Source organism: Sphingopyxis sp. H050, from assembly GCF_001468265.1.
Classification (GTDB): Bacteria; Pseudomonadota; Alphaproteobacteria; order Sphingomonadales; family Sphingomonadaceae; genus Sphingopyxis.
On sequence record NZ_LNRZ01000004.1, the window covers coordinates 284,274 to 309,760 of the forward strand.

29 protein-coding genes are annotated in these 25,487 nt (G+C 65.4%); 11 read left to right on the forward strand and 18 right to left on the reverse strand.

The window, feature by feature from the left end; translation table 11 throughout:
- Positions 1–3 precede the first annotated feature (3 nt).
- From ATE67_RS10530 to ATE67_RS10555, 6 genes are read left to right on the forward strand one after another with little or no spacing between them, the layout of a single operon-like run.
- On the forward strand, positions 4–762 hold the full coding sequence (locus tag ATE67_RS10530; RefSeq protein ID WP_058816664.1) for a GntR family transcriptional regulator: 759 nt from the start codon (positions 4–6) through the stop codon (positions 760–762).
- A complete protein-coding gene (locus ATE67_RS10535) occupies positions 762–2,264 on the forward strand; it encodes a 2-hydroxymuconic semialdehyde dehydrogenase (RefSeq protein ID WP_156416985.1) in 1,503 nt (500 codons plus the stop codon). Before ATE67_RS10530 ends, ATE67_RS10535 begins: the two co-directional genes overlap by 1 nt.
- Positions 2,265–2,279: 15 nt before the next feature.
- A complete protein-coding gene (locus ATE67_RS10540; protein ID WP_058816665.1) occupies positions 2,280–2,789 on the forward strand; it encodes a VOC family protein in 510 nt (169 codons plus the stop codon).
- A 6-nt stretch (positions 2,790–2,795) separates the two neighbouring features.
- Entirely contained in the window at positions 2,796–3,671 is an 876-nt protein-coding gene (locus tag ATE67_RS10545; protein WP_058816666.1) for a VOC family protein, read from the forward strand.
- Positions 3,664–4,344 carry a class II aldolase/adducin family protein gene (locus tag ATE67_RS10550; RefSeq protein WP_197411925.1) on the forward strand — a complete coding sequence of 227 codons (681 nt, stop codon included), beginning with the start codon at positions 3,664–3,666 and terminating at the stop codon, positions 4,342–4,344. Before ATE67_RS10545 ends, ATE67_RS10550 begins: the two co-directional genes overlap by 8 nt.
- A 3-nt stretch (positions 4,345–4,347) precedes the next feature.
- Positions 4,348–5,103: a 2-keto-4-pentenoate hydratase gene (locus ATE67_RS10555; protein ID WP_058816667.1), complete on the forward strand. Its 756-nt coding sequence runs from the start codon at positions 4,348–4,350 to the stop codon at positions 5,101–5,103.
- Here the strand turns inward: ATE67_RS10555 and ATE67_RS10560 are convergent.
- The 14 genes from ATE67_RS10560 to ATE67_RS10620 form a co-directional block, all read right to left on the reverse strand.
- Complete coding sequence (locus tag ATE67_RS10560) at positions 5,100–5,321, reverse strand: hypothetical protein (protein ID WP_058816668.1); 222 nt, start codon at positions 5,319–5,321, stop codon at positions 5,100–5,102. The genes ATE67_RS10555 and ATE67_RS10560 overlap by 4 nt on opposite strands.
- Positions 5,322–5,772: 451 nt before the next feature.
- Positions 5,773–6,006: a helix-turn-helix domain-containing protein gene (locus ATE67_RS22010; RefSeq protein WP_051035681.1), complete on the reverse strand. Its 234-nt coding sequence runs from the start codon at positions 6,004–6,006 to the stop codon at positions 5,773–5,775.
- A gap of 4 nt (positions 6,007–6,010) precedes the next feature.
- On the reverse strand, positions 6,011–6,223 hold the full coding sequence (locus ATE67_RS10565) for a DUF2274 domain-containing protein (protein WP_017499928.1): 213 nt from the start codon (positions 6,221–6,223) through the stop codon (positions 6,011–6,013).
- Positions 6,216–7,454: a TrbI/VirB10 family protein gene (locus ATE67_RS10570; RefSeq protein WP_017499929.1), complete on the reverse strand. Its 1,239-nt coding sequence runs from the start codon at positions 7,452–7,454 to the stop codon at positions 6,216–6,218. The genes ATE67_RS10565 and ATE67_RS10570 overlap by 8 nt, the downstream gene beginning before the upstream one ends.
- Positions 7,451–8,302, reverse strand: a complete 852-nt coding sequence (gene trbG, locus ATE67_RS10575) for a P-type conjugative transfer protein TrbG (protein WP_006635655.1) — start codon at positions 8,300–8,302, stop codon at positions 7,451–7,453. The genes ATE67_RS10570 and trbG overlap by 4 nt, the downstream gene beginning before the upstream one ends.
- Complete coding sequence (trbF, locus tag ATE67_RS10580; protein WP_026108910.1) at positions 8,299–9,141, reverse strand: conjugal transfer protein TrbF; 843 nt, start codon at positions 9,139–9,141, stop codon at positions 8,299–8,301. The genes trbG and trbF overlap by 4 nt, the downstream gene beginning before the upstream one ends.
- Positions 9,142–9,144: 3 nt before the next feature.
- Positions 9,145–10,452: a P-type conjugative transfer protein TrbL gene (gene trbL, locus ATE67_RS10585; protein ID WP_017499931.1), complete on the reverse strand. Its 1,308-nt coding sequence runs from the start codon at positions 10,450–10,452 to the stop codon at positions 9,145–9,147.
- A 136-nt stretch (positions 10,453–10,588) separates the two neighbouring features.
- Positions 10,589–11,341, reverse strand: a complete 753-nt coding sequence (trbJ, locus tag ATE67_RS10590) for a P-type conjugative transfer protein TrbJ (protein ID WP_017499932.1) — start codon at positions 11,339–11,341, stop codon at positions 10,589–10,591.
- A 6-nt stretch (positions 11,342–11,347) separates the two neighbouring features.
- Positions 11,348–13,816, reverse strand: coding sequence for a conjugal transfer protein TrbE (gene trbE, locus ATE67_RS10595; protein WP_017499933.1), 2,469 nt, complete (start codon positions 13,814–13,816; stop codon positions 11,348–11,350).
- Entirely contained in the window at positions 13,810–14,040 is a 231-nt protein-coding gene (locus ATE67_RS10600) for a VirB3 family type IV secretion system protein (protein WP_051035683.1), read from the reverse strand. The genes trbE and ATE67_RS10600 overlap by 7 nt, the downstream gene beginning before the upstream one ends.
- Positions 14,041–14,090: 50 nt before the next feature.
- Positions 14,091–14,444: a TrbC/VirB2 family protein gene (locus ATE67_RS10605; protein WP_017499935.1), complete on the reverse strand. Its 354-nt coding sequence runs from the start codon at positions 14,442–14,444 to the stop codon at positions 14,091–14,093.
- On the reverse strand, positions 14,441–15,463 hold the full coding sequence (trbB, locus tag ATE67_RS10610; RefSeq protein WP_017499936.1) for a P-type conjugative transfer ATPase TrbB: 1,023 nt from the start codon (positions 15,461–15,463) through the stop codon (positions 14,441–14,443). The genes ATE67_RS10605 and trbB overlap by 4 nt, the downstream gene beginning before the upstream one ends.
- Positions 15,460–15,885: a hypothetical protein gene (locus tag ATE67_RS10615; RefSeq protein WP_017499937.1), complete on the reverse strand. Its 426-nt coding sequence runs from the start codon at positions 15,883–15,885 to the stop codon at positions 15,460–15,462. The genes trbB and ATE67_RS10615 overlap by 4 nt, the downstream gene beginning before the upstream one ends.
- 2 nt (positions 15,886–15,887) lie before the next feature.
- Positions 15,888–17,915 carry a conjugal transfer protein TraG gene (locus ATE67_RS10620; RefSeq protein WP_038292469.1) on the reverse strand — a complete coding sequence of 676 codons (2,028 nt, stop codon included), beginning with the start codon at positions 17,913–17,915 and terminating at the stop codon, positions 15,888–15,890.
- A gap of 342 nt (positions 17,916–18,257) precedes the next feature.
- On the opposite strand from ATE67_RS10620, the gene ATE67_RS10625 reads away from it, so the two are divergent.
- The 5 genes from ATE67_RS10625 to ATE67_RS10645 are packed head-to-tail and all read left to right on the forward strand — an operon-like array spanning position 18,258 to position 21,419.
- Complete coding sequence (locus tag ATE67_RS10625; protein WP_017499939.1) at positions 18,258–18,596, forward strand: hypothetical protein; 339 nt, start codon at positions 18,258–18,260, stop codon at positions 18,594–18,596.
- Positions 18,593–18,967 carry a helix-turn-helix domain-containing protein gene (locus ATE67_RS10630; RefSeq protein ID WP_017499940.1) on the forward strand — a complete coding sequence of 125 codons (375 nt, stop codon included), beginning with the start codon at positions 18,593–18,595 and terminating at the stop codon, positions 18,965–18,967. Before ATE67_RS10625 ends, ATE67_RS10630 begins: the two co-directional genes overlap by 4 nt.
- Positions 18,968–18,970: 3 nt before the next feature.
- The gene (locus ATE67_RS10635) at positions 18,971–19,981 is read left to right on the forward strand and encodes an ImmA/IrrE family metallo-endopeptidase (protein WP_017499941.1); all 1,011 of its coding nucleotides are present in this window, start codon (positions 18,971–18,973) and stop codon (positions 19,979–19,981) included.
- 6 nt (positions 19,982–19,987) lie between these two features.
- Complete coding sequence (locus ATE67_RS10640; RefSeq protein WP_017499942.1) at positions 19,988–20,668, forward strand: C1 family peptidase; 681 nt, start codon at positions 19,988–19,990, stop codon at positions 20,666–20,668.
- On the forward strand, positions 20,640–21,419 hold the full coding sequence (locus tag ATE67_RS10645; protein WP_017499943.1) for a hypothetical protein: 780 nt from the start codon (positions 20,640–20,642) through the stop codon (positions 21,417–21,419). The genes ATE67_RS10640 and ATE67_RS10645 overlap by 29 nt, the downstream gene beginning before the upstream one ends.
- On the opposite strand, the gene ATE67_RS10650 is transcribed toward ATE67_RS10645, so the two are convergent.
- From ATE67_RS10650 to rlxS, 4 genes are read right to left on the reverse strand one after another with little or no spacing between them, the layout of a single operon-like run.
- Positions 21,386–22,090 (reverse strand): uracil-DNA glycosylase, encoded by a 705-nt coding sequence (locus tag ATE67_RS10650; protein WP_017499944.1) that lies wholly within the window; start codon positions 22,088–22,090, stop codon positions 21,386–21,388. The two genes, ATE67_RS10645 and ATE67_RS10650, sit on opposite strands and share 34 nt — an antisense overlap.
- The gene (locus ATE67_RS10655; RefSeq protein WP_017499945.1) at positions 22,087–23,265 is read right to left on the reverse strand and encodes a nucleoside triphosphate pyrophosphohydrolase family protein; all 1,179 of its coding nucleotides are present in this window, start codon (positions 23,263–23,265) and stop codon (positions 22,087–22,089) included. The genes ATE67_RS10650 and ATE67_RS10655 overlap by 4 nt, the downstream gene beginning before the upstream one ends.
- On the reverse strand, positions 23,262–23,462 hold the full coding sequence (locus ATE67_RS10660; RefSeq protein ID WP_017499946.1) for a hypothetical protein: 201 nt from the start codon (positions 23,460–23,462) through the stop codon (positions 23,262–23,264). Before ATE67_RS10660 ends, ATE67_RS10655 begins: the two co-directional genes overlap by 4 nt.
- Positions 23,463–23,513: 51 nt before the next feature.
- The gene (rlxS, locus tag ATE67_RS10665) at positions 23,514–25,478 is read right to left on the reverse strand and encodes a relaxase/mobilization nuclease RlxS (protein WP_017499947.1); all 1,965 of its coding nucleotides are present in this window, start codon (positions 25,476–25,478) and stop codon (positions 23,514–23,516) included.
- Between the last annotated feature and the right edge of the window lie 9 nt (positions 25,479–25,487).

Below are 25,487 nucleotides of genomic sequence, written 5' to 3' on the forward strand. Positions count from 1 at the left end.
GTCATGACGCAAACGCTTGCCGAGATACTGAAACCCATCGATCGCGAAGCCGACGGCGCGGGCCGTCGCACCGCGATCGATGTGTACGACGTGCTGCAATCCTATATCCTCGACGGCACGCTGAAGCCGGGGACGATCATATCGCAGGTCGCGATCGCCGACGCGCTGCAGGTGAGCCGCACCCCGGTGCGCGAAGCGATGCGGATGCTGCAGGAAGGCGGACTGCTCACCGGCGAGCCCAATTACCGCAGCCGGGTCGTTGAGTTCGACCCTGTCGACATCGATGCGCTCTACGCCAAACGGATCGTGCTCGAAGCCTTGGGCGTTGCGATGACCGTCAAGCGGCTCGACAAGGAAGGCCTGCGAAGTCTCGAAACGGTGGTGAAATCGCTCGAAAGCCCGATGGCACATGAGGACTTTGCCGAATGGCAGCGCCTGCACCGCCAGTTCCACCGCAGCATCGTCGCCGAGGCAGGATCGACGATGATCGCCGACCTCGAACAGCTGGAAAAGCGCAGCGAACGCTATCAGTCGGCGTACAAGGGCGCGCACCTGCCCGGCTGGTGGCAGCGTGGCGAAGCCGAGCATCGCGAGCTGTTTCAGGCGATCGCGAACGGCGATGCCGCGCAGGCGGGAGAACTCGCGGCGCGCCACCTTGCACGCACCGCGCTCGAACTGCTCGCAGCTCTGGCGCCCGAATATGACTCGAGCCGCGTCCGCGACAGCCTCCGTTTCGCCGGCGCCGGCGCGAAGGGCGTCTGATGAGCGAAGCGGCGACCTCCGAACGGATCGGCGAAACCGGGCCGACGATACGCCACCTGCGCAATTTTGTCGGCAACAGCTTTGTCGAGGGTGGTCGCCCCTTCCCTGTCGTCGATCCCGCGACGGGTCGTCAGCATGCGACGGCTTACGAGGCCGACGCGGCGATCGTCGACGCGGCGGTCGCGGCGGCGCGCGCCGCGCTCGAAGGACCGTGGGGATCGCTGACGCTGGCGAAACGCCGCTCGCTGCTGATGAAGGTCGCCGACGGCATCGAGGCCCGCTTCGACGACTTCCTCGCCGCCGAGATCGCCGACACCGGCAAGCCGCACAGCCTTGCCTCCCACCTTGACATCCCGCGCGGCGCGGCAAACTTCCGCGTCTTCGCCGATGTGATCGCGGCGCTGCCGACCGAGAGTTTCGAATTCGACACCCCCGACGGCGGAAAGGCGATCAACTATGCCGTCCGCCGCCCGCTCGGCGTCGTCGGGGTCATCAGCCCGTGGAACCTGCCGTTGCTGCTGATGACATGGAAGGTCGCGCCCGCGCTCGCCTGCGGGAATGCCGTGATCGTCAAGCCGTCCGAGGAAACGCCGTCGACGGCCACCCTGCTCGGCGAAGTGATGGCCGAGGCCGGGGTGCCCGAGGGCGTCTATAATGCCGTTCACGGCTTCGGGCCGAATTCAGCGGGCGAGCTGCTCGTATCGCACCCCGGCGTCCGCGCGATCACCTTCACCGGCGAGACGCGGACCGGTGCCGCGATCATGAAGAGCGCCGCGCCGCATGTGAAGGCGCTGTCGTTCGAACTCGGCGGCAAGAATGCCGCGATCGTCTTCGCCGACGCCGATATCGACGCCGCGGTCGCGGGCCTGTCGCGCGCGGTTTTCCTCAACACCGGCCAAGTCTGCCTCGCGCCCGAGCGCATCTATGTCGAACGCCCTGTTCTGGACGCCTTCGTCGCGGGCATGAAGGCGAAGGCGGAAGCGTTGAAACCCGGCCTGCCGAACGACCTTGGGGTCGATTTCGGCCCGCTGATCTCGGCCGAACATCAGGGCAAAGTGCTCGATTATTACCACCTCGCCGAACAGGAGGGCGCGACCGTCGTCACCGGCGGCGGCGTGCCCGCGCTCGATGGCGAGGCCGCGAACGGCTTCTTCGTCGAACCGACGCTCTGGACCGGCCTGTCCCACGACGCGCGCGTCTGCCGCGAGGAAATCTTCGGCCCCTGCGCCGCGATCATTCCCTTCGACAACGAGGAAGAAGCGATCCGTCTTGCCAATGACTCGCCCTATGGCCTCGCCGCATCGACCTGGACCCGCGACCTGTCGCGCGGCCACCGCGTCGCCGCGGCGATGGAGGTCGGCATTTCGTGGGTGAACAGCTGGTTCCTGCGCGACCTGCGGACCCCGTTCGGCGGCGCCAAACTGTCGGGAATCGGCCGCGAGGGCGGTGCGCATTCGATCAACTTCTATTCGGAACCGACGAATATCTGCATCAAATTATAGGCGAGGAGAGGCACAATGGCCGAGGCAGCAACGGAAGCAAAAGCGGCGGGCAAAGGCGCGCTCAAGACGCGCTTCTATTCGCACGCGACGCTCGAATGTTTCGACATCGCGAAGACGCGCGCCTTTTTCGAGGAGTTCCTCGGCTTCGACACGGTGCAGATGGCCGACGTCTCCTTCTGGGCGCGCATGGGCGGCGATCAGGTGATTGTCGTCGTGAAGAGCCCGACCGGCAAGAAGGCCGACATGCCCTTCCTCAACCACAACGGCCTCGACGTCGCGACCGACGCCGAAGTCGATGCCGCGTGGGAGATCGTCAAACGCGATCAGGAGAAATGGGGCATTCAGAAGGTGACCAAGCCGATGGTCCAGCACGGCACCTATTGCTTCTACCTGACCGATCTCGACGGCAATATCTGGGAAATCCTCTCGAACCCCGAGGGCGGATACAGCTGGGGTTTCGAGCGCGGCGACCAGACCGGCAAGGGTCATATGGCGCGCGACTATGCGCGGCCGACGACGGGCTGACGAACGATGGGCGCCGACCTTCACGATATCCGCTACGTCCGCATCGGCTGCGAGGATCTCGACACGAGCATTGCGTTCGCGACTGACATCCTGGGCCTCGAACTGATGGAGCGCGACGCCAATTCGGCCTACCTCCGCGGCGACGATCGCGACCATAATATCTGCTATACGCGCGGCCGCGAGAGCGGTCAGGCGACGGGCTGGGAGGTCGCGAGCATGGACGCGCTCGATGCCGCCGCCGCCGCGCTCGAGGCCGAGAGCGTCCGCCTCCGCGCGGGCACCAGCGTCGAACGCGACCAGCGCCGCGTGCGCGGGCTCGTGATCGTCACCGACCCGACGGGCAACACGATCGAACTCGTCGCGCGGCCCAACGCCTGCGGCCGCCGCTATTACGGGACGCGCGATGCCGGCATCAACGCGTTTAGCCATGTCGGCCTTCGCACTACCAACGCCCCCGCCGACGAGGCGTTCTGGACCGGCCATATGGGCGCGAAGGTCAGCGACTGGATCGGCGACGCGGCGCTGATCCGCATCAACGAAGTCCATCACAATGTCGCGCTCTTCCCGTCGAGCTATGCCGGGATCCAGCACGTCAATTTCCAGGTCGACGAGGTCGACGACATCATGCGCAGCTTCTATTTCCTGCAAGCGCGCAACGTCCGCATCGTCTTCGGCCCCGGCCGCCACCCGACCTCGGGCGCGCGCTTCCTCTATTTCCAGGGGCCCGACGACATCATCTACGAATATAGCTGCGGAGTCCGTTCGATCACGGCGGAGGATGAAAAGACTTACGTCCCGCGCTCCTTTCCGTTCGAACCGTCGAGCTTCTGCATGTGGGGATCGAAGCCCGACATTCCCGAATTCGATACGACGCGTGGCTGATCCGGCGCTGCAAGTGCGGCTTGCGGCGCGCGCGATGGCGCGGCACGGGCTCGCGCATGCCTATGGCCATGTCTCGACGCGGCTGTCGGCGACGCATTTCCTCGTCAGCGCTGCGCAGCCGCTCGGCACGCTCGCGCGCGGGCAGGCGGGGGTCGAGGTTTCGCTCGACGGCGATCTGCCGCCCGGCGCATTGCCCGAGGTTCGCATCCACCGCGAAATCTACCGAAACCGACCCGAGGTCGGTGGCATCTGCCGCTTTCAGTCGCCCGCGGTGATCGCGCTGTCGGCGCTCGGCGAGACGCCGCGCGTCCGCCACGGCCTTGGCGCCTATTTCGCGCCGCAACCGCCGCTCTGGCCCGGCGTCGCACTCGTCCGCGACGACGACCGCGCGCGCGCGGTCGCGGCGTTGATGGGCGATGCCGCGGCGATCGTCCTTTCGGGCAACGGCGCCGTCACCGCCGGCCCGACGATCGAGGACGCCGCCGCGCTCGCCTTCTTTCTCGAGGACGCGGCGCGGATCGAACTCGCGCTGCTTCCCGCGATCGCGGCGGGCCGGACGGCGCGCGCATATACGCCCGAAGAGGTCGCTGCGCGCGCCGTCCGCGCGGGCGGACTCTTCGAACGCATGTGGCACTATCTCTGCCACGGCGACCCCGAATTTGACGGAGACTGACGCATGAATATCGCCGCCATCGCCGAACAGCTCGACACCGCGATGCGCGACGCGCGCGCTGTCCCGCAGCTCAGCGAGCCGCTCAGCCTTGATCAGGCCTATCAGGTGCAGGCCGCCTCGCTCGCGCGGCGCTACGCGCGCGGCGAACGCCGCGTTGGCGTCAAGATGGGCTTCACCAGCCTTGCCAAGATGGAGCAGATGGGGATCAGCGAGGTGATCTGGGGCCGGCTCACCGACGCGATGCAGCTTGCGGACGGCGGCGCGGTGCCGTTCGACCGCTTCGTCCATCCGCGCATCGAGCCCGAAATCGCCTTTCTGCTCGCCGCCGACCTGCCGGGCGAGATCAGCGAGACCGAGGCGCATGCCGCGCTCGCGGGTATCGCGCCCGCCCTCGAACTGATCGACAGCCGTTACGAGAATTTCCGCTTTTCGCTCTCCGACGTCGTCGCCGACAACAGCAGTTCGTCGGCCTTCGTCGTCGGACCGTGGCAGACGCCCTTCGCCGACCTTGCCGATCTCGGCTTCACTATGGCGATCGACGGGGAAGCGAAGCAGACCGGATCGAGTGCTGCGATTCTCGGCGATCCGATCCGTTCGCTCGTCCGCGCCGCGCGGCTGGCAGCGGCGGCAGGCGAACCGCTGAAGGCAGGCGATATCGTGATGGCGGGCGGCGCGACCGCGGCCGAGGCGCTTGGCCCGGGCAATTGGGTGACGCTCGACGTCGACCGGCTCGGCAGCGTGTCGGTGACGATCGCCTAGACCGACAGCAACCAGCCGCGCGCCTCTTCGATATCGGCGAACGCCGCCAGGCCTGCCTTTGCGTCCAGCCGGCGCATCTGCATCGTCAGCAATGTAGATTCAGCGACGATCGCGATACGGTCGTCGGCCCCGTAGATTGTGCCGGCAGCCTCGCGCAGCCGGTCGAAAATTTCCTGCGACTGCACGCTGCTTACCCGGAGGATAGCCTTCACCACCATGGCCCGGTTTAGGCAGTTTACGCAATCGCGACGCAACCTAAGCCGACACGAAGTTGTCGATATAAATCGGAAGCTCGTCCAAGGTGCTGAGCGCTTGGTGTTCTCAAATCACGAGCGGGAGTGGGTGCCCGACTTCATCGCGAAGAACCGAAATTATCGTATCGAGATCAGCCAGACCGCCCACTTCAATGATCGAAATAACTCACTTCTGGACAGGCATATATCACGATGGGAACGACCTCAATGAATGGCAGAAAACTGCCGGAAATTCGAGGTTTGAACGTGATTCGCGATGGTAGCGGAGGAGGGATTCACACGAAAAACATAAGATACTGATTTATAACAACGTTCTTGATCGTCGTGCCGATAATTCCGCTCAATCCACCCCCAATTTTACCCCTTCGCGACAGGCCGTGCCGAAATATCGACAGGCCGACATGCGCGATCCCTGCTACGCCCGAGAACGCGGCTGTTTACAGTGTGATCGCAGAAAGGACCGCAGACTATCGACAAACACCACGGTTGCACGGCCGACCTTGGCTGCCTCGATGTCGCCGGAAGCGATGAGCTGGTAGATCTTGGATTTGCTGAGCCCCGTCATCCGTACTGCGTCGGGAATGCGAACGCTTATCGGCCCAATCGGGGGCGCGTCGTCGCCATTCGTTGCAGGCTGCCGGGCCGACATCGGACTATTTCTTACGTGCCCGGCTGAACGAGCGGTCGCTCGCCAGGAAGCCGCTAAGCATGAATGGAATGAGGTCCGGTACGGACTCGCGTCGGCCGTAGGCCGCCTCATAGGCCTCGGCGTAGTCGTTCAGCGCTTCGATGAGATCCGGCATGACGTTGATCGTGATCTTAGCCGGCGTCCGATCGGGCAGCCTTGGCAGCTTCAAATCAGCCATGACGGCCTCCCCAGGGTCCGGGCAATATGATGTCTTTGTGCACGACCACCCGTAGCGGCCAGCCGGGACGCACGCGCAAGGTCGGCTGGATATTGAGATTGCGCGTGACGAGCTGATCGCCGGCGCGCGCGCCGCTCTGCTGCGCTGACTCGCGGATCGCCCGGACAAGGTCGCTTTCGGTGCTGCCGAAGCTCAATTCAGTGCCGACGCCCAGCAGTGTCGACAGGGCGACGCCCTTCAGAAGTTGCCAAGTATGCCGGTCGATCCGGTCGGACAGACCCGCATAGCCCTGCGTATCGGTCGCCGGCACATTGTCGATACGAATCGACGAGCCGTCGGGCAGGATAATCCGCTGCCAGACGACCAGCGCACGGCTCTGCCCAAACGCTACAACGCTGTCGTAGCTGCCGATCAGCCGCGATCCTTGCGGAATGAGCAGACCGCGCCCGGTCACACTGTCATAGACGTTCTCCGTGATCTGCGCGGTGACGAGCCCGGGAAGATCCGAGTTGAGCCCGGTTATGAGGCTCGCGGCAATGATGCTGCCGGCCTGCAAGGTCCAAGGCGATACGGACTGCGCCAGCGCGTGCGGATTGATGTCGTCGTCGCGATTGGCGTGGCCGACCAATTCGTTCTTGCGCCCCTGGGCGTTAGGATCTCGGTCAGGGTCGAGGAGCGGCTTGGCAGTCTCGGCCGATGCTGGCGGAACACTTGCATCGGTAGTCACCGGTGCAGGGGCGGCGGCGCGACCGCCGCCCGCCAATTGCAGCATGACGCCAGACTCGCGTGCGGCCTTCTGCTCAGCGGCGATGCGCTGGCGCTCGGCTTCGGCTTCCTGCGCGGCCCGGCTCACCGCATCGGCAGCGGGGTCAGGGGGAACCATCCCGCCAAGCTGCCGCTGGCGCTCGAGGATCGGCCGCCCGAGATCACCGGGAAGCGGTAGCCCGAGCTTCGGCACGTCGCCATAGCTCGTCGGCGCGCCCGCGAGCGCATCAGGCGGCGCCTTCGCGCCAACCAGCTTTTCATCGCTTCGTGCGATCAGGCTCAGGGTCGCGGGCTTGAGCGCCAGCCAGGCGACGCCGATGATCGCGGTCGAGCCGGCGGCAGCGATGGCGACGATCGCACCGCGGCGAAAACGGGTGACGCGGCCCGGCGCCGCGCGCAGAACGAGCGTTTCGGGGTCGGCTTTGGGCGCCGCGATCGGCGCGGAAGAAGCGGTTGGATCGGTCACGCGCCCCTCCCGGCCTTGCGCTGCCGGCTCTTCGGCTGGGCGGCGGTGATACGGACAATCTGCTGTTTCTTGCCGCCAAGGCGCAGCTCGGCGACACCGAACAGGCGGTCGACCACATAATAGCGGCCGGCGACGCGATAGTTGACGAGCTGGGCCTCGCCATCCTCGCCAATCACGAACAGCGGGGGCGCCTCACCCACGGCGATCGCAGGCGAGAACTCGATGTAGGTCTGCCGCCCATCGTCGAACGCGCGCAGCGGCCGCCAGGCCGGCTTGTCGCCCGAGATCGCATAGTTGAAGTTGAGGCTTTCGACCGAGAGGCCCGACGCGATCGGCGTCGCCGCCACGGCTGCATCGCGCTGACGCCGGAGCGCGATCAGCTCGTCATGTGGATAGGTCCAGGAGATCGCCGCCATCGCGGTCGCGGGCGTGCTTTCGAGCTGGAGATGGTAGGTCCGGCGATCGGTAGCAATGACAAGGTTTGTGCGTAGGCCCGCCGAAAACGGCTTGACGAGGATGTGCACGCGCTTGCTTTCGCCGATGCCGCTGGTGGTATCGCCGACAGTCCAGCGCACGGTGTCGCCGGCGGCGACGGACACAATCGTTTCGCCCGGCTGCAAGGCAATGTCGGTGATGCGCTCGGGCGCGGCATAGAGCCGGTAGAGCACGCCTTCCGCCCAGGGATAGACCTGGACGGCATATATATATCCCGCGCTCGACGGCTCGCGCAGTGCCGCCCGGTTGGCGGCAGTGACGCGCGCGGTGGGTGACGCGGGTTCGCGGCTCTGCGCAGCGACGCCCATGGCAAGCGCCATCGCGCTCGCCGCCAGGATGAGGGCACGGATCATTGGTCGGTCCTTTCGGGGGATGGTGCGGCTGCGGGTTGAGCAAGGGTCGGATCGAGCGGCGAGCCCAGCGGAATGTCGGTGGGCGGCGCGACCGGGAGTGATTGTGCGGGATCGGGCACGGCCGATGGTTGCGGCGAAGGCGGCCGGTCCTGAGGCGTTTCCAGTTCGCGGCTCCAGTCGATCGCGTCAACATAGAGACCGAGCGGGTTTTTTCGGAGCACATCGGCCAAGCGCGGCGGCTTGATCTTCACCGTGAGCATCGCCGTCCAGCGTGACGTGCTGGCGAGGCTTCCCCGCTCATATTGCTGCTCGGTCCATTTGACCTGGAAGCTCGTATCCGACGCGCGGACGACGCTCGTCACCTGCACCGAAACCGTCTTGCGCCCGACATCGGCGAACGGATTGGAGGTGCGGGCATATTCGCCGAGGAACAGTGACGCACGTTCGGTCGCGAAATCATAGGCTGATAGCCAGTTTTCACGCATCAATACCGGATCGAGCGAGCGCGCTCGAACGCCGGTGATGAACCGGCCGAGGAACCATGCGATCTGCGGATCGGTCGGCCGATAGTCCTTGGCGGCAGGCGCGACGGCCTGTGCTTGCCCGAGTGCATCGACCTCGACCACATAGGGCACGACGCGGCTTTGCATCGATTGCCAGACCAGCGCGCCCGACAGACCAGTGGTCAGGAACAGGCCGCCGAAGGCCATCAGCCGCCAGTTCTTCGCCTGTGCGCGAGCCGAGCCGATACGCTCATCCCAAAGCTGGCCCGCTCGTTGGTAGGGTGTCTCGGGTTCGGGCGTTCGCCCATAGCGCTGCAATGCGCGTCGAAATTTCATCGCTCAGTCCCTTTCCTTGATGTCTGGAGTGGCGCCAGCGCCGCCGCGGTCGCCGCCCTGGATTGCGTGGATCGCCATCTGGCGGCGGTGGCGAGCATTCTGGCTGGCATGAAGCTTCTGCGCCCAGGCGGGTGTTCCTTCAGCTGCGCCTATCGGCGCGGCTGCGGGGGCGGCGCCGCCGGCACGGGTGCTTCCTGCTTCCCATGCGGCGCGCTGCCCACGATCGGCGGCAGCGCTAACGCCGAGACCGCCGCTCATCCGGTTGGCAGCCGCGCCGCGCATGGCGGTCGCAACGCCGCCGAGGCCCGCGCCGACGCTGGTCGAGCCCGAGGTTTCCTGCCCGAGCTTGTAGGCAGTGGATGCGGCAGACCCCATCGATGTACCGGCGCGGATCGCGCCGAGACCGGCCCCCGCGAGACCGCGTGCCGCGCCGACGGCGCCAGCGCCTGCCATCGCAAGACCTCCGCCGGCAAGCACGGTAGTGGCGATCACCGATCCGGCGCCGAGCTGCGGCGCGCCGGCGACGAGGCCGGATGCGATTCCCGGGCCGAAGATGGAGAGGCCAAAGATCGCGAGGCTCGCGAGCATCAGCGACACGGCCTGTTCGATCGACACCTCGTCGCCGGTGATCGCACTGGTGAAGTCGGCGAAATAGTTAGAGCCGATGCCGACGATGACCGCGAGCACCATGACCTTGATGCCCGAACTGACGACGTTCCCGAGCACCCGTTCGGCGAGGAACGACGTGCGGTTCCACAGCGCAAAGGGCACGAGCACGAAGCCGGCGAGCGAAGTAAGCTTGAATTCGAGGATTGTGATGAAAAGCTGGATCGCGAGGATGAAAAAGGCGGCGATGACGACGACCCAGGCGATCACCAGCACGGCGATCTCGATGAAATTGTCGAAGAAGGCGATCGGGCCAACCAACTCCTTCGCCTGCTCGAGGAGCGGCCATGCTGCCTCGAAGCCGGTCCCGGCCAGCTTGCCGGGTCGCAATAAATCGTCAGCCGTAATCGCGCTGCCCCCTGCGGTGAGGCCGAGGCCGGCGAAGCTGCGAAAGATGATATCGGACAGTGTCGAGAAGCTGTTGAGGATCAGGGCGAAGACGCCGACATAGAGGATCTTTTTGAGGAACTTGGCGATGACGTCGTCTTCGCCGCCGAGCGCCCAGAACAGCCCGGCGAGCGTGATGTCGATGCCGATCAGGATCGTGGTCAGGAAACCGACGTCACCGCCCAACAGGCCGAACCCGCTGTCGATGTAGGAGGCGAAGGCCTCCATGAACTGATCGATGACATTCAGGTCATCCATATGGGCGGGTTCCTGCTTGAAGTTGAAAGGTGTCGCGGGGACCGGCGGCCATGAGAGGGGCAAGCCCTACGGCCCCCGCGACGAGACAGGTTCGGACCCGGGGGGAGCTGGGGGCGCGGTCCTCGCCTGCCTCAGCTCATTGGCGTGGCGTGTAAGCCTTGCCGTCGCCGAGGAAGCGGCGCGTCGACTCGCGTGCCTCGCGCGCGATCTGGCCCCGCTGCGCCTGCTCGACCGATTCCGCCCGGAACTGCGCCGCCATCATTTGCTGAAGCTGGAGCTGCTGCTTGGCGGTGAGCGCGAGAAGCTGGTTCGTGGCCTGCTGCGCCTGAAGCGAGCCTTCCGCGCCCTGGCTGCGCGCGACGATGTCGGCGAGCGCCTGCGTGTCGCTCCGTACGTTGTCGACGATGCGGTTCTGGACCCCCATCGTCTGGCGAAACGCGGACATCGCGGTATCGAGTTGATCGCGTGCGCGAGCCACACGCTGATCGCGGCGGAACACCTGATCGAACTCCTGCGGGTAGAGCTGGCGGAAGCGCTCGTCGAGCTGATCGATGCGGAAGTCGACGCCCTGCGCCTGGCCCATGAGCTGGTCGATCTGCTGGAGGCGCTGGCGAAGCTCCTGAAGTTGCGGGAAATCGATCCGGGACAGGTTCTTGCCCTGGTTGATCAGCATCTGCGCTTCGTTCTGGAGACTCTGGATCTGGTTGTTGATCTGGGCAAGCGTGCGCGCGGCGGTGAGCAGGTTTTGCGAATAGTTCGATGGATCGAACACACTGAGCTGGGCCGCGACGGGCGTCGAGGTCAACGCGATGCCGATACCGAGCGAGCCGACGGCGCCGAGCGCGAGAGCGGAGAGGCACGCATATTTGCGGATAGGGATACGGGGCACGGGAAATTACTCCTTGTCTTCTGGGGGGCGGGCGGCAGGGTGACGCCCAAGCAGGTCGGCCGCCCAATCGAGGCCGGCTTGGGAGAGAAAGGTCGCGGCGAAGTCGGCCTGGCCCTTTTCGGCCAGCACCGCGTCTATGCGCTTCTGGCTGTCGGGATCGGACGCGCCGCACAACGCCAGCGCGATCGGGCCTAGCCCAAGCTCGAACAGCCGGTTGCCGCGCGCTGATTGCAGATAATATTGCCGCTTGGGCGTCGCGCGGCTGACCAGTTCGATCTGGCGCGCGTTGAGACCGAAGCGGACGTAGACCGTCTGGCCCTGCGGCTCGATCGCCCGATCATTGGGCAGCAAGATGCGCTGCGGACAGCTTTCGATGATGGCCGGCGCGATCGTGCTGTCGGCGATATCGGCTAGGCTCTGTGTCGCGAACACGACGCTGACGTTCTTCTTGCGCAGCACCTTCAGCCACTCACGGATGCGCGCGGCGAACAGCGGGTGGTCGAGGAACACCCAGGCTTCATCCAGTACGAGAAGCGTCGGCCGCCCGGTGAAGCGCTCCTCGAGACGATGGAACAGGTAGGTCAGCACGGGCGCAACGACGCCCGCCTGCCCCATCAGCGCTTCAGTCTCGAAGCACTGCACGTCGGCGATCGCTAGATCGTCTTCGGCGGCGTCGAGCAGGCGGCCGAACGATCCTTCGAGCGTATAGGGCGCGAGCGCCGATCGCAGCGGTGCCGATTGCAGCAGCAGCGACAGGCCGGTGAGCGTGCGTTCCTCGATCGGGGCGGTCGCGAGATTGGTGAGCGCCGACCAGACGGCCTCCTTGATCTCGGGTGTGACCAGTACTTTCTCATGGGCGAGCAGCGCGCCGATCCATTCGGTCGCCCAGGCGCGTGCGTTGGAGCGATCGATGTGGCGCAGCGGCTGGAAGGCGATCGTTCGCCCGCCCACGTCATCGGCATGACCGCTCTCACCGCCAAGCCCGAGCGCGTGATGCGCGCCGCCCATCGCCAGCACGGCCGCGCGCGCCGAAAATCCCTTGTCGAAGACATAGACCTGGGAGTCTGGATATCGCCGGAACTGAAGCGCGAGCATTGCGAGCAGCACCGACTTTCCGGCCCCGGTGGGTCCGACGATCAGCATATGACCGACGTCGCCGACATGCGTGCTGAGACGGAACGGCGTCGAGCCGCTGGTTTCCGCATAAAGCAGCGGCGGACCGTCGAGGTGCGGATTACGCGCCGGTCCTGCCCATACCGAGGACAGCGGCATGAGATGCGCGAGATTCAGGGTGTGGACGATCGGTTGCCGGACGTTCGCATAGACATGGCCCGGCAGGCTCGACAGCCACGCCTCGACCACATTCATGCCCTCGCGGATGCAGGTGAAGCCGAGCCCGTTGACGATGCGCTCGACCGCGCGGACCTTTTCCTCGACGCGGGCGCGGTCGATATCGGCAACGGTGATCGTCGTCGTCAGATAGCCGAACGCGACATGATCGCCGCCGAGCGCCTGCAAGGCGAGGTCGGCATCGACCACCTTGTTGTCGGCATCGCTGTCGAGAAGCTGGACCGGCTGGTTGTAGATGACTTCGCGCAGCAGCGCGGTGATCGACTTGCGCTTGTTGAACCACTGCCGCCGCAGGCGAGTGAGCGCTTTGGTTGCGTCGGTCTTGTCGAGCGCAATGAAGCGCGTCACCCAGCGATAGCCAAAATCCTCATGGTTGAGTCCGTCGAGGATGCCGGGACGGCTCGCGTTCGGAAATCCGAGGATGGTGAGCGTCCGCAGATGCTCGTCGCCGAGCATCGGTTCGAGCCCGCCGGTCAGCGGCGTGTCGGCGAGCAGCCCGTCCAGATAGATGGGCGTTTCGGGCACGGCGACGACATGGCGGCGCGCGGAGATCGCACCGTGGAGAAAGGTCAGCATTTCGCTGTCGCCGAGCGCGCGCACCTCGGGCATGAAGCCTCTGAACAGGTCAAGCGCACGATCCGTCTCGGCGATGAAGCCGGCAAGCGCTTGTCGCCAGTCGCGGCCCTTCGCGTCGTCGCTGCGCTCGATCAGCGCTCGGCCCGCCGTGTCCGCCTGATCGGGCGGAGGCAGGAGGGTGAGCGTCAGATAATAGCGGCTCTCGAAATGCGCGCCCGCGCTTTCGAACGCCGCGCGCCGTTCCTCATCGACCAGCCACGACGCCGCATCGGGAAAGCTGCTGTCGGGATAACCCAGCGCTTCGCGCCGCTCGGCCTCGAAATGGAGTGCCCAGCCCGAGCCGAAGCGCTTCAGGACATTGTTCGCCCGCGCGCAGGCGGCGACAAGCTCGGCTTCGGTGGCGGATTCTAGATCGGGGCCGCGGAACCTGAGGACGCGCAAAAAGCTGCCGTCCTTGTTGAGCACCACGCCGGGCGCGACAAGCGCCGCCCATGGAAGATGATCGGCGAGCCGGTCGGCCTTCTGACGGTATTCGCGCAGATTCAGCATGACAGATGCCCCTTCTGGCGAAGGTGGCGGACAAGGACCGGGGCGAAGTCGGGATCGCGCTTGGCGGCGAACACCGCGAGAGTGTGCCCGAACGCCCACATGGCCAGCCCGGCGATCCACTGCTGGAGACCGAGTCCGAGCGCGGCCGCGATCGTACCATTGACGATCGCGATCGCTCGCGGCGCCCCGCCAAGCAGGATCGGCTCGGCAAGCGCGCGGTGCATCGGCGCCTCGAACCCCTCGATATGGCTGGCGCCATAGGAATTTGGCGCGTTCACGAGATGAGCGCCCCGCCGCCGAAGCTGAAGAAGCTGAGGAAGAAGCTCGACGCCGCAAACGCGATCGACAGGCCGAAGATGATCTGGATGAGGCGCCGGAACCCGCCTGCCGTCTCGCCGAACGCGAGCGTCAAACCGGTGACGATGATGATGATCACCGCGACGATCTTGGCGACAGGACCCTGGACCGATTCGAGGACCTGCTGAAGCGGTTCCTCCCACGGCATGCCCGAGCCGGCGGCCTGCGCGGTGGCGGCGAGCGCAAGCCCGAGGCCGATGGCGGCGCCGGTGAGGAAGATGCTCCGACGATCGGGAATACGGGCAGGAATACGGGACAAGCGCATGGTCATTCTCCTTGGGGTTCGAGGGCGTGGTCGGGAGTAAGGTCGAGGACGGCGTAGCCGCCGTCGGGATCGAGGCCGGCGACGCGCGCGATCGTGTCGACGCGGCGCGCGAGGCCGCGCCCGGCGATGAACACGATCATGTCGATGGCGTCGGCGATCAGCCGGCGCGGAACGGTGACGACGCTTTCCTGCACGAGCTGCTCGAGCCGGTAGAGCGCCGACACTGCCGAATTGGCGTGGACGGTTGCGATGCCGCCCGGATGCCCGGTGTTCCAGGCTTTGAGCATGTCGAGCGCTTCGCGCCCGCGCACCTCGCCAACGACGATGCGATCGGGGCGGAGCCGCAATGTCGAGCGGACAAGATCAGCCATCGTGACGCCGCCGGCTCCGGCAGTGCCAATCGTACGCGTGCGCAGCCCCACCACGTCGGGCGCGGCGCATTGCAACTCACGCGTGTCTTCAATGATGATGACGCGTTCGTCGAGGTGCGCCATCTCGGCGAGCAGCGCGTTGGCAAGCGTCGTCTTGCCCGAACTGGTGCCACCCGCGACCAGGATGTTCTTGCGCTCGACCACGGCCATCGACAGCAGTCGCGCCGTGTCGGCGGGCATGATGCCGTCCCGCACATAGTCGAGCAAAGTGTAGATGCGCGCCGCGGGCTTGCGGATCGAGAAGCACGGCGCGAGGCTGACCGGCGGCAGGATACCCTCGAACCGCTCGCCCGCGCCTTCGCCGTGCGGTGGCAGCTCGGCTGACACGATCGGCGCATTGCCATGAACCTCTGTCCGTGCGTGGCTGGCAACCAGGCGGATGATCCGCTCGACCTGCGCGGGCTCATATTTGGTGCCGGTATCGATCCGGCCTTCGCCGAGTCGATCAAGGCGCAACACGCCGTCCGGGTTCACCATGATCTCGATGACCACCGGATCGGCCAGCGCTGCGGCGATGGTCGGCCCCATCGCGGTGCGCAGCATCGCGCGCCGACGCCCTGCGGAATTATCGGAGCCGAAAAGCGTGTCGCTCATCGCCCACCTCCATTGTCTTTCGCGGAGGCAGCAAGCGTGCGCTGGCCGCTGGCGAGCGCTTCGCCGACGCGGGCAATGAACGCCTCGAAGCGGTCTCGGCCGATCGCACGCGCCGCTTCGTCGGCTTCGGCCAAAGGGGCCTGCACCATCAGTTCATAGCGGATGAACAGCGCCAGGCTCTCGAGCAGCACATGCCCGTCACGCTCGACACGCCCCAGCGCGAGCGACATGCGATCGAGCCGCTGGCTGAACTTGTTCTCCAGCTCGCTCGCCGCCTGCCGGTTGAGCCAGGCGGTGAGCGCGTCGGTGAGGATCGCCGATTTGGACGCGCCGGGCTGGCTCGCCAGCGCCTCGAAGCGGTGGCTCAGATCTTCGGGCAGGAAGAGCTGGTAGCGGACGCGGTTGGGTTTGATCGCGGCCATTGTCAGAAGTCCGGCAGCATGTCGGCGCTGCGACCCTGATTGATCGCGTGAGCGCGGATCAGCGTGCCGGTGGCGCCGGCGCGGTCCATCGCGTGCTTGTCGGCGATCGTGTCGGTGTCGTCGCTGTCCAGGCCGAGCAGGTCGAGCTGCTTTGGCGGCTCGGGTTTTTTGGCGGGTTCTTCGCCGAGGCCGGGGTGGCGCTGCTGTTGCAAGCCGCCGTCCTCATCCGCCTTCGCATCGTCATCGGGCTTGCCGAGCCGGGTATCGGGCGCGCGGACCAGTCCGCTCCAGTCGTTGGGGCGTGCCTGCGGCCGGTCGGGATAGTCTCCGGGCGCGGGCTGCGGCGGCGGTGCGATCCGCTCGCGGAAATTGCGGTCCTCGTAATAGCGCAGCTTCCTCGCGCGGATCGGGGCCATGCCGGAGACAAGGACAAGCTCATCCTTGGGCGGGAGCTGCATCACCTCGCCGGTGGTCAGGAGTGGCCGGGCGGTCTCCTGCCGGCTGACCATGACGTGCGCCAGCCAGGGCGCGAGCCGGTGGCCGGCATAGTTGCGCATCGCGCGCTGTTCGGTGGCGATGCCGAGCGCGTCCGAAATCCGCCGCGCCGTGCGCTCGTCGTTGGTCGCAAACGCGACGCGGACATGGCAGTTGTCGAGGATCGAGTTGTGCTCGCCATAAGCCTTCTCGATCTGGTTCAAGGACTGCGCGATCAGGAAGGCGCGCACTCCATAGCCCGCGAGAAAGGCAAGACTGGTCTCGAAGAAGTCGAGCCGCCCCAATGCCGGGAACTCGTCGAGCATCATCAGGAGCTTGTGCTTGCCCGCCCTGGCGGGATCGGCATCGAGCTTTTCGGTGAGGCGGCGGCCGATCTGGTTGAGCACCAACCGCACCAGCGGCTTGGTGCGGCTGATGTCCGATGGCGGGATGACAAGGTAGAGCGAGACCGGATGGCCGGCCTCGACGAGATCGGCGATCCGCCAGTCGCAGCGCGATGTCACCGCGGCGACGGTCGGGTCGCGATAGAGCCCGAGAAACGACATTGCGGTGGAGAGGACGCCGCTGCGCTCGTTCTCGCTCTTGTTGAGCACCTCGCGCGCCGCCGAGGCGACGACGGGATGGATCTGCGGCGCATCCTTCGTGCCGAGGTGATTGGTGGTCATCATCCGCCGGAGCGTGGCGGTGAACGGCCGCTGCGGGTCCGACAGGAATGTGGCTACCCGTGCGAGCGTCTTTTCTTCCTCCGCATAAAGGACGTGGAGGATCGCGCCGACCAGGAGCGAATGGGAGGTTTTCTCCCAGTGGTTGCGCCGTTCGAGCGCGCCTTCGGGATCGACCAGGATGTCGGCGATGTTCTGGACGTCGCGGACCTCATGCTCGCCGCGCCGGACCTCCAGCAGCGGGTTGTATTTGGCGGAAGCGGGATCGGTCGGATTGAACAGCAGGACGTGGGAGAAGCGCGCGCGCCAGCCGGCGGTGAGCTGCCAGTTCTCGCCCTTGATGTCGTGAACCACGGCGCTGCCGGTCCAGCCAAGCAGTGTCGGTATGACCAGCCCGACGCCCTTGCCCGAACGGGTTGGCGCGAACGCCATGATATGTTCGGGGCCGTCATGCCGGAGATAGCGGCCGCGCGAGCGGCCCAGGAATACGCCGGCATCACCGTAAAGGCCGGCCCGCTCGATCTCGTTCGGCCTGGCCCAGCGCGCCGAACCATAGGTGGTGACGTGACGCGACTGCCGCGCGCGCCAGAGCGAGCCTGCGATCGCCGCGCCGCAGCCGATGAAACCGCTCGCGCCGGCGAGCGCGCCGGCCTTGTCGAAAACATGCGGCGCATAGGCATCGTAGTGATACCACCAGGGGAAGAGCGCCCAGGGACGATAGACCGGCGTGCTTCCAGCCATGAACCAGGCCGGACCAAGTTCGGGCTGGTAGGCGAGCATCGCCGCCGCCCATTGGGTCGCCGCCCAGAGGCCCGCGATCACGATTGCGAACACGACAAGGATCTGGCCGATGAGCAATTTGGTCGGGGTCACGTTGAAGCTCCCGCCCATACCGCCGGATGCGGTCGGGGCGCGGCTTCAAGACTCGGCTATGGGCCGCCCGAAATGAACGGAGCCGCTGGGGGCTGGTGGGTGACCGAAGGAGATCACTCGTCGGCGACTGACTCAATATTCCAGCTCTGTTCTTTTGATCGAGCTATGACCCGAGTTGATGATTCTGCCCTGTCGTTGTCCCTCGAGGTGGCACTGACCACCACACCGCACCGCCGATGACCCGCTACACCCTGCAAAAATCCGAGCTGCAAATTCGGGCTTGCGTGTCGGATTATCAGACATTATATCGCATTTAATGTAGTGAAATCGTGCGAGGCATGCATGGCGACAATCGCTCCTCCGCAGCCCGCGGCAACCGCGTTTCCCAAAGCCGACGCCATTAGGGCGTTGGTCGACGAACTGCTGCAAGTGGCCAGGGCTGAGGCACAGGTGCGCGGAATTGCCCTGCCTCCGGAAAACCCGAAGATCATCCAGGCGCCCGTGCCACTCGACTCCTTGTCCGTGGTCGACACGCTTTGCGCGGTGGAGCAGGTCCTCGACATCGAGCTTCGCGACAGCATCGTCCGCACCGGCGGCTACAATTCGATCGAGAAGGCGATTGACGACCTCCTCCCTAAGATCGAACGCGTCTGGGTTAAGAAGAAAGGGTCGAAGCCATGACCAATCTCGCACTCCGCCAGGAAGGCGACGAGCAGGAGCGGCGGCGCTTGGGCGACCGTCTGCGCGAAGCACGGAAATATCTCGGCCTCAAGCAGGAAGAAGTTGCTGCCTATCTCAAGATTCCCCGGACCGCGCTTACCGATATCGAGAATGGCCAGCGCCGCGTTGAAGCGATCGAACTGACGCGGCTTGCCCGTCTTTACCGCCAGTCGGTGGCCTATTTTACCGGCGAAGACGAGGCCTCCGCGAGCCTTCCCGCCGATGTCGCCCATCTGGCGCGACGCGTTGCGGCCTTGTCGACTGAGGACCGGGCCGAGCTGAGCCGGTTTGCCGAATATCTCCGCTCGCGGTCTGGCGGCGAACGGAGCTGATCGATGGCGTCGGATTATGCGAGCGCGGTTCGCGCTGGTACGATGGCAGCGGGCCGCCTGCATCGCGAACTCGATACGCGCGCACTGATCGAGACCCAAGGCGGCAGCGTCGATGTCTTCGGCGCGATCCATGCCGTGGGTCTACCCTTGCTGCTTCGTCCTCTGAAAGGCCTGCTCGGCGCCTATCTCAGCGCACCTGCTCCTGGCGTTCTCGTCACGACGGAACGACCGATGAGCATCCAGCGCTTCACGGCCGCGCACGAACTCGGGCATTTTTCGATGCGACACGAGCCGAGCCTCGACGATGAGAGCATCCTGCGCCGGATGCCGATGTCGCCCGAACCGGGAAACAACTTCGAGGAAACCGAAGCCGACGCCTTTGCGATCGCCTTCATGATGCCGAAATGGCTGGTGCTCGCGCACAGCGCGCGACAAGGATGGCAGATCGATCATTTCCGGCGCCCCAATGTCGTCTATCAGCTCTCGCTGCGGATCGGCGCCAGCTATGAGGCGACGTGCCGCACCCTGGTTCGCTACAATCTGATTTCGCCATCGGTGATGACCGACCTGCTCCGGACGCAGCCGCGCAGCCTGAAGGTCGATCTCCTCAAGGACTATCGGCCCGACAACTATCGCGGCGACGTCTGGCTGCTGACCGAGCGCGATGCCGGCTCGCGGATCGATGGCAGTCGCAATGATCTTTTCGTGCTGCAGCTCGAAGAACATAGCGGCGGTGGGTATCTCTGGGATCTCGACCAACTGATCGCCAGCGGCTTCGCCGTCGTTCGAGACGAGCGTGAGGCAATCGACGGCGATGGCATCGGTGGTCCCGTTGTCCGCCGTGTCACCGCGGCGCCCGATGCGCCGCGGCGCGGCCGCATGTCGCTCGACGAGCGGCGGCCGTGGCAGCCTGCGCCGGCCCTCACCAGCCTGACGCTCGATTTCGACCTCACCGGCCCGGAACAGACGGGCCTGTCGCGCGCCGAACGGCGGCACCTGCTCGAGGCCGCCTGACGCCCCATGATCGATATCGTCCGTGACCTTCGGCCGCTGTTCGGGCCTGCGCGCGATCAAGGCGCGCGGCCGACATGCCTCGCATTCGCCGCGAGCGACACCCACGCCGGGCTTCGCGACGGCTGGGCACCGCTGTCGTGTGAATTCGCCTTTTATGCCGCGCAGAAACGGGCGGGCAGACCGCCGACGAGCGGCGCACTGCTATCCACAATGCTGGACGCGCTACGGCTCGATGGCCAACCCGACGAGAAAGGCTGGCCGTATCTGGCAGCGGTTCCAGCCGATCATCGACTGTGGACGCCGCCGGCGACCGTTGGCCCGCTCTATGGCCGCAACGGACAGAGGGATGGAACCGACCTGTCATCCATCCTTGCCGCGCTGGATCGTGACACGCCGGTGCTCATGCTGACGATGCTGTCACGGTCTTTCTTCCAGCCGCGCGGTGATGGCGTCGTCGATCCGGCGAACGACGAACTCCCCGAGCCAGCGCAACGGCACGCGGTCGTCGCGGTCGGGCATGGAACCGTGGACGGCACCCCGGCCATTCTCATCCGCAACAGCTGGGGACCAGGTTGGGGCTTGGAAGGCCACGCCTGGCTTACTGAGCGCTTTCTAGCGCCGCGCCTTTTCGCCACGGCAAATTTGACGGAGGAAGTCGATGTATCTTCCCATACCGCCGCAGCCTGACTGCGTTGCTGGCTGGCGCGAGGCGGTCCGGCTCGTCGACCTCGCCACCGGACACCAGGCGCAGAATGTCGTCATCTCCGTGGCCGAGCCGACTGCGCGCGCAACACTCGCCGATCCCGTCGTGGCGGAAGTCGATGCCTTCCTTTCGGGCCATGGCAAGAAGCCCATCGAGACGGTCGCCAACACGATTTTTCCGGCAGCGCTGTACAGGCGCTACGGCGCGCCGCAATTCTTCGACCGGTTTCGCGACAACGTGCTGCCGAAGGTCCGGAGGTCGGGCGCTTGGTCGGGCTATTATTTCGAACGGATGATGGAATTGCCCCGCGCCGACGGCCAGCCAATCAATCAAATCTGGGGCATCGTCGAGCGCCTGCGCAACCCGAACGTCCGAGCGCTCAACAAATTCGAACTGCTGATCTTCGACCCCGCCCGCGACGTGAATGACTCGCCCTACGGCGGTCAGTGCCTGAGCTTTGCCAGTCTCAAGCTGATCGGCAAGGGCGACGATCGTCGCCTCGGCATGACCGCGCTCTACCGCAATCACTACTATATCGAAAAACTGCTCGGCAATCTGATCGGCCTCGGCCGTCTGCTCGAATTCATCGCCAAGGAAGGCGGGGTCGCGCTGGGTCCGCTCACGATCGTCTCGACCAACGCCACGGTCGACACCGCCAACTGGAACCGCGGCGATCTTAAGCAACTCTTTGAACGCTGCGATCAGGCGAGCGCACATCTCCGTGCTGCGGCGTGAGGCGCGCCCAACGGCAGTTCTAGCGGCTCATCGTTGTCATCCGCGACACCGTACAGGCTGAACATGCCCTCGATGAACTCGCGCTGCCCGCCGTAGCTCGGATGGCGGACCGCGGTGGTCGGAATGTCGAGACCGTCCAGCGCCAGGTGAGCGTCGCGCCCGATCGCGACGATCTGGCGGGGCCGGATCATTGACACGAGGGCTTGCAATATCGGCCAGGTCGCCTCGCGCTCGCTTCGCGTGTGGCATCGGTTCGACATCGGATCATCCGCTTCATGGGGATGGAACGGGAAAACGTTCCAGAGCATGACAGGCTGACCGATCCGCTCTAGCACACGCCAGACGATCGCCGCGGTGCGCTCCGCCACGGCGGGTCCCTGCGTCGCACGTTCAAATGCGATGCCGCCCATCAGCGTGCCGGCATGTCCGAGGTGAATTTCGTCGGTCAGCGGTACGCCCGTACGCCGCCCCCCGCGATAGCCGAGATCACGCGCGATCCAGATCGTTTCGACGCGATGATCAAGCGCCGCGGTGAGCAGCATTTCGAGATTGTCGCGGCGCCGGGCGGCGGCGTCGCTGCGGTCATGGACCGTGCAGCGATCGCGCCAGGGATTGAACACTGAGGGAAGTTCGGTCGCCGCCAGGGTGGACACAAAGGATTTCGGGGTCATGACGGCAATTCCTTGATACGCAGGCGGCGATTGGCGAAGTCGATCAGGACGCGGCCGCGCCGATGCTCCTGAAGGAAGCGGAAAGCCGTATAGCCCTGGAGGATCGCTTCCTCCCAAAGCCACAGCGGACAGCGTTCTGATTCGTAGCCGGCGACGAACTGGCGGACATGCTTCAGCATGTCCAGCGGAAGGCCACCGCGCTTCACGTTTTCAAAGTACCGGAGTTGCTGCGCTTGTCCGAAAATCCAGGAAGTTATGCCCTCTTCGATGAGAATCGCCCGAGCACCGTCTTCGGCGTCGTCGAGTTTCGGATCGCTCTTGCGCTTGAGACGGAGCAGCGCACGCAGCACTGGCGACCAGCCAAGCACCGCGACATAAGCGTAGTGAAAGACATCGTGGAAACGATAGTCGTCGGGTTCGAGCGCGTTGTCGGTGAGCCGGTCGCCGACATACACACCGCTTGAGCGTTGATACACGAATGTCTGCCCGCGAACGGTGCGTTCATAGACGTCGATCGCCATCCGCCGCGGCAATTGCTCTTCTGGGTCGAGCGCCGCATCGGTCGGCGCCGGATAGATGCGCTCGCGCGGCCAGCGATCGAAGATCTTGTGAAGATTCTTCACGGCGGCAGCCTCGATGGTAACACCGGATTCGTTTGCCGCCTGGATCAACCGGCGCATGACCGCGACCAGCCGGCCCGCGAGTGCTTCGCGGTCCTTCGCAAGACCGCCCGCCTGGAAATCGTTGATGAGCAGCCCAACGTCGCCTGCCAGCGCGAGCAGGCTATGCTCGAACTGCGGCATCGGTGCCTTGGCAAGCGGAATGTGCTGCGGCTGCAGCGCATGGAAACTGAGCGTTTCGTTGCCGCCCGTCTGCCATTGTCCGCCGTTTGTCGCCGCGGCGGCAGCGATGTCGCTGAGCGCCATGCGGCTGCGCCGTGCGATCGCCGCCAGATACCAAAGGACGTCACCAAGCTCTTCCGCGACGGCGTGAGCGTAACCCAGGTAGGAGGCATCGTCGCGCTGCTTTTTCTTGGCCTCACTGAGCAAGCTGCCGACTTCGCCGAAAAGGCCAAGCATCGAGAAGCCCAGTGCGCGGCCACCGCTGCGTTGATCAGTCCGCGCGGCCTGCTTCGCATAATCCGCAACAGTGAGAGCTTCGAAATCCTCGCTCATCGCCTGCCCTTCCGGCGATCCGATATCGCGTCTGCGGGGACGCTCACGCCATAGGCTTCAAGTGCCCGCAGTACGATCATCCGGATCGGCTCGCGGGAATCGAGCGACCGTTGACCGAGATCGCGTTTCGTAACGGCAGGAATCTGCACCTGAAGATGCTCGTCGCCGACATCGGTTTGCGCTGCGATATTTTTCATGAATCCATGAAAACATAATTTCATGAAAATAGAAAGCCCGAATCCTCCGGATCAGGAGACGCTCGGCCCGCTGCGCTGCCGCCCGAGTGTCCAGTTGATCCCGCCGTCGCGCATGATGCCCGAGACCGATTTACCGACATGGCGATCGAGAACAGAGCGCCACGGCACCAGCGTGAAATCGCGCGACCGTTCGATGAGCGCATGGCGACCACTCGTCATCTCGACTGCGCGCACGAGCCTGCCTTGAACAGCCTCCCCCTCTCTGGCCTCGGCGAACGGAACGCCTAACTTGTCGGAGAGCTGGCGGGCGACACGCAGCAATTCTCGCCGCTGGAGCGCGGCGAGCATCCCTCGCCGATAGACCGTCTGCCCATCCTGTTCGTCTGCAAGCTGTTCGGTGATCAGCCATTGCCGTCGCATCGCCTGCGCTGAACGAACCTCGTGCCCGAACCCAGCATCGCGCACTGGCACCGGCGCTTCGGCGACCAGCTCGCGATCGAGCCAGGTCGCGGCATCGGTTCCCGGTAATTTGTCGAGCGGGATCGCCGACAGGGTTTCAATGGCAACGGGGTGGTCGCGGAACTGCATGGCTTCGAACCTCTCGACCCTGGCGAGATGGTCCGGCGCGATGATCCAGCTTCCGTCGGGCTCGCGCTCGACGACGCCCGAGATTTTTCGCATCGCTTCAAGCCGCCGGACATGCGTTTCGGCGAAGCGTTCGCTGGCGGTCGGATCGTGCTTCAGATGGGCGTCGATCGAATAGCGCCCGCCGTTCGCCGCCGCGATCTCGTCGATCGTCCGATCGACGGCGCGAATGCCGCCCTCGCGTGGCGCGATCCGGACGATGGCATTTTCGGGGATCGTGTCGACCAGCTCGCCCTTGCCGATCTCGGCATAATGGGTGCGCCCGTCGATGCCGTCGACCAGCAGATAATGACGGTCTTCATGTTCGTCGGCGAGCCCGCGCATCACGACGCGGCCGATGATCGGCGTCGCCTCCTTCGCGACCGGGTCGTAGATGACGCGATCGACCGCAGCACGATCGAGCTTCCGCGCGGTCAGCTCGCGCTGCATGGTGCGGATGATGTCGCCGCGCTCGCCGATCTGGCGCAGTGTGTTCGCAAGGTCGGGCTCAAGCCGCCAGGTGCCGTTGCCGACATGCGAGGCGAGTCCCATGCGCCCGAGTTTCTGCAGGCGACCGACGCGAAGCGATTGCTGGAAGGGATCGCCATCGCTCGCGCTGACCAGCCGCGCGGTATCCATGTCGCGGATCAGCCGTCTGTCGATCGCGGTCAGCCGCTCGGCACCCGTATCGCTGCGAAGCCGCTCTTCGATTTCAAGGTCGGTGCGCGGCCCCAGGTCGAGGTTGACGATCTCGATCGCCCGCTGCCGGCTCCCGTGCGAGATATACTCGCGCGCGATCAGCAGATTCTCACCCCGATCGTTTACGCCGCGCACCACGATATGCGTGTGCGGATGGCCGGTATTGAAATGGTCGACCGCCACCCAATCGAGCTTTGTCCCAAGATCCTGCTCCATCTGCGTCATCAGCCGGCGCACGAACGGCTTCAAGTCGGGATACTGGTCGGCGTCCTCGGCCGACACGATGAACCGGAACTGGCGGCGGTCGCCGTCACACCGTTCGAGGAACGCCTTGCCATCGGCGACGTCGCTGTCGGGCGAGTAGAGCGCACCAGCCTCGCCCTCACGGGTCACGCCGTCGCGCTGAATATAGCGAAGGTGCGCCTTCGCACCGCCCATGCCTTTCCCGCCAAGGCCGACAGGCCGTATCTTGACGATCACGCGGCGCGACCGGAACGCGCCCAATCGGTCGCGCGATCTGAGCACCCGCGCAACACTCGCGCCGCGCCCGATCCGGCTGCCGTCGAAACGGCCGCGCCTGCCCGTTTTCATGCCGGCCCGCTTTGCCGCTTTCACGACGCGGCTCAGGTAGCGCTGCTCCTTGCCCCGGCCGCGCATCCGGCCCAGCTGCGGTTCGAACTCATCATCGCGCATAGCGGCGTC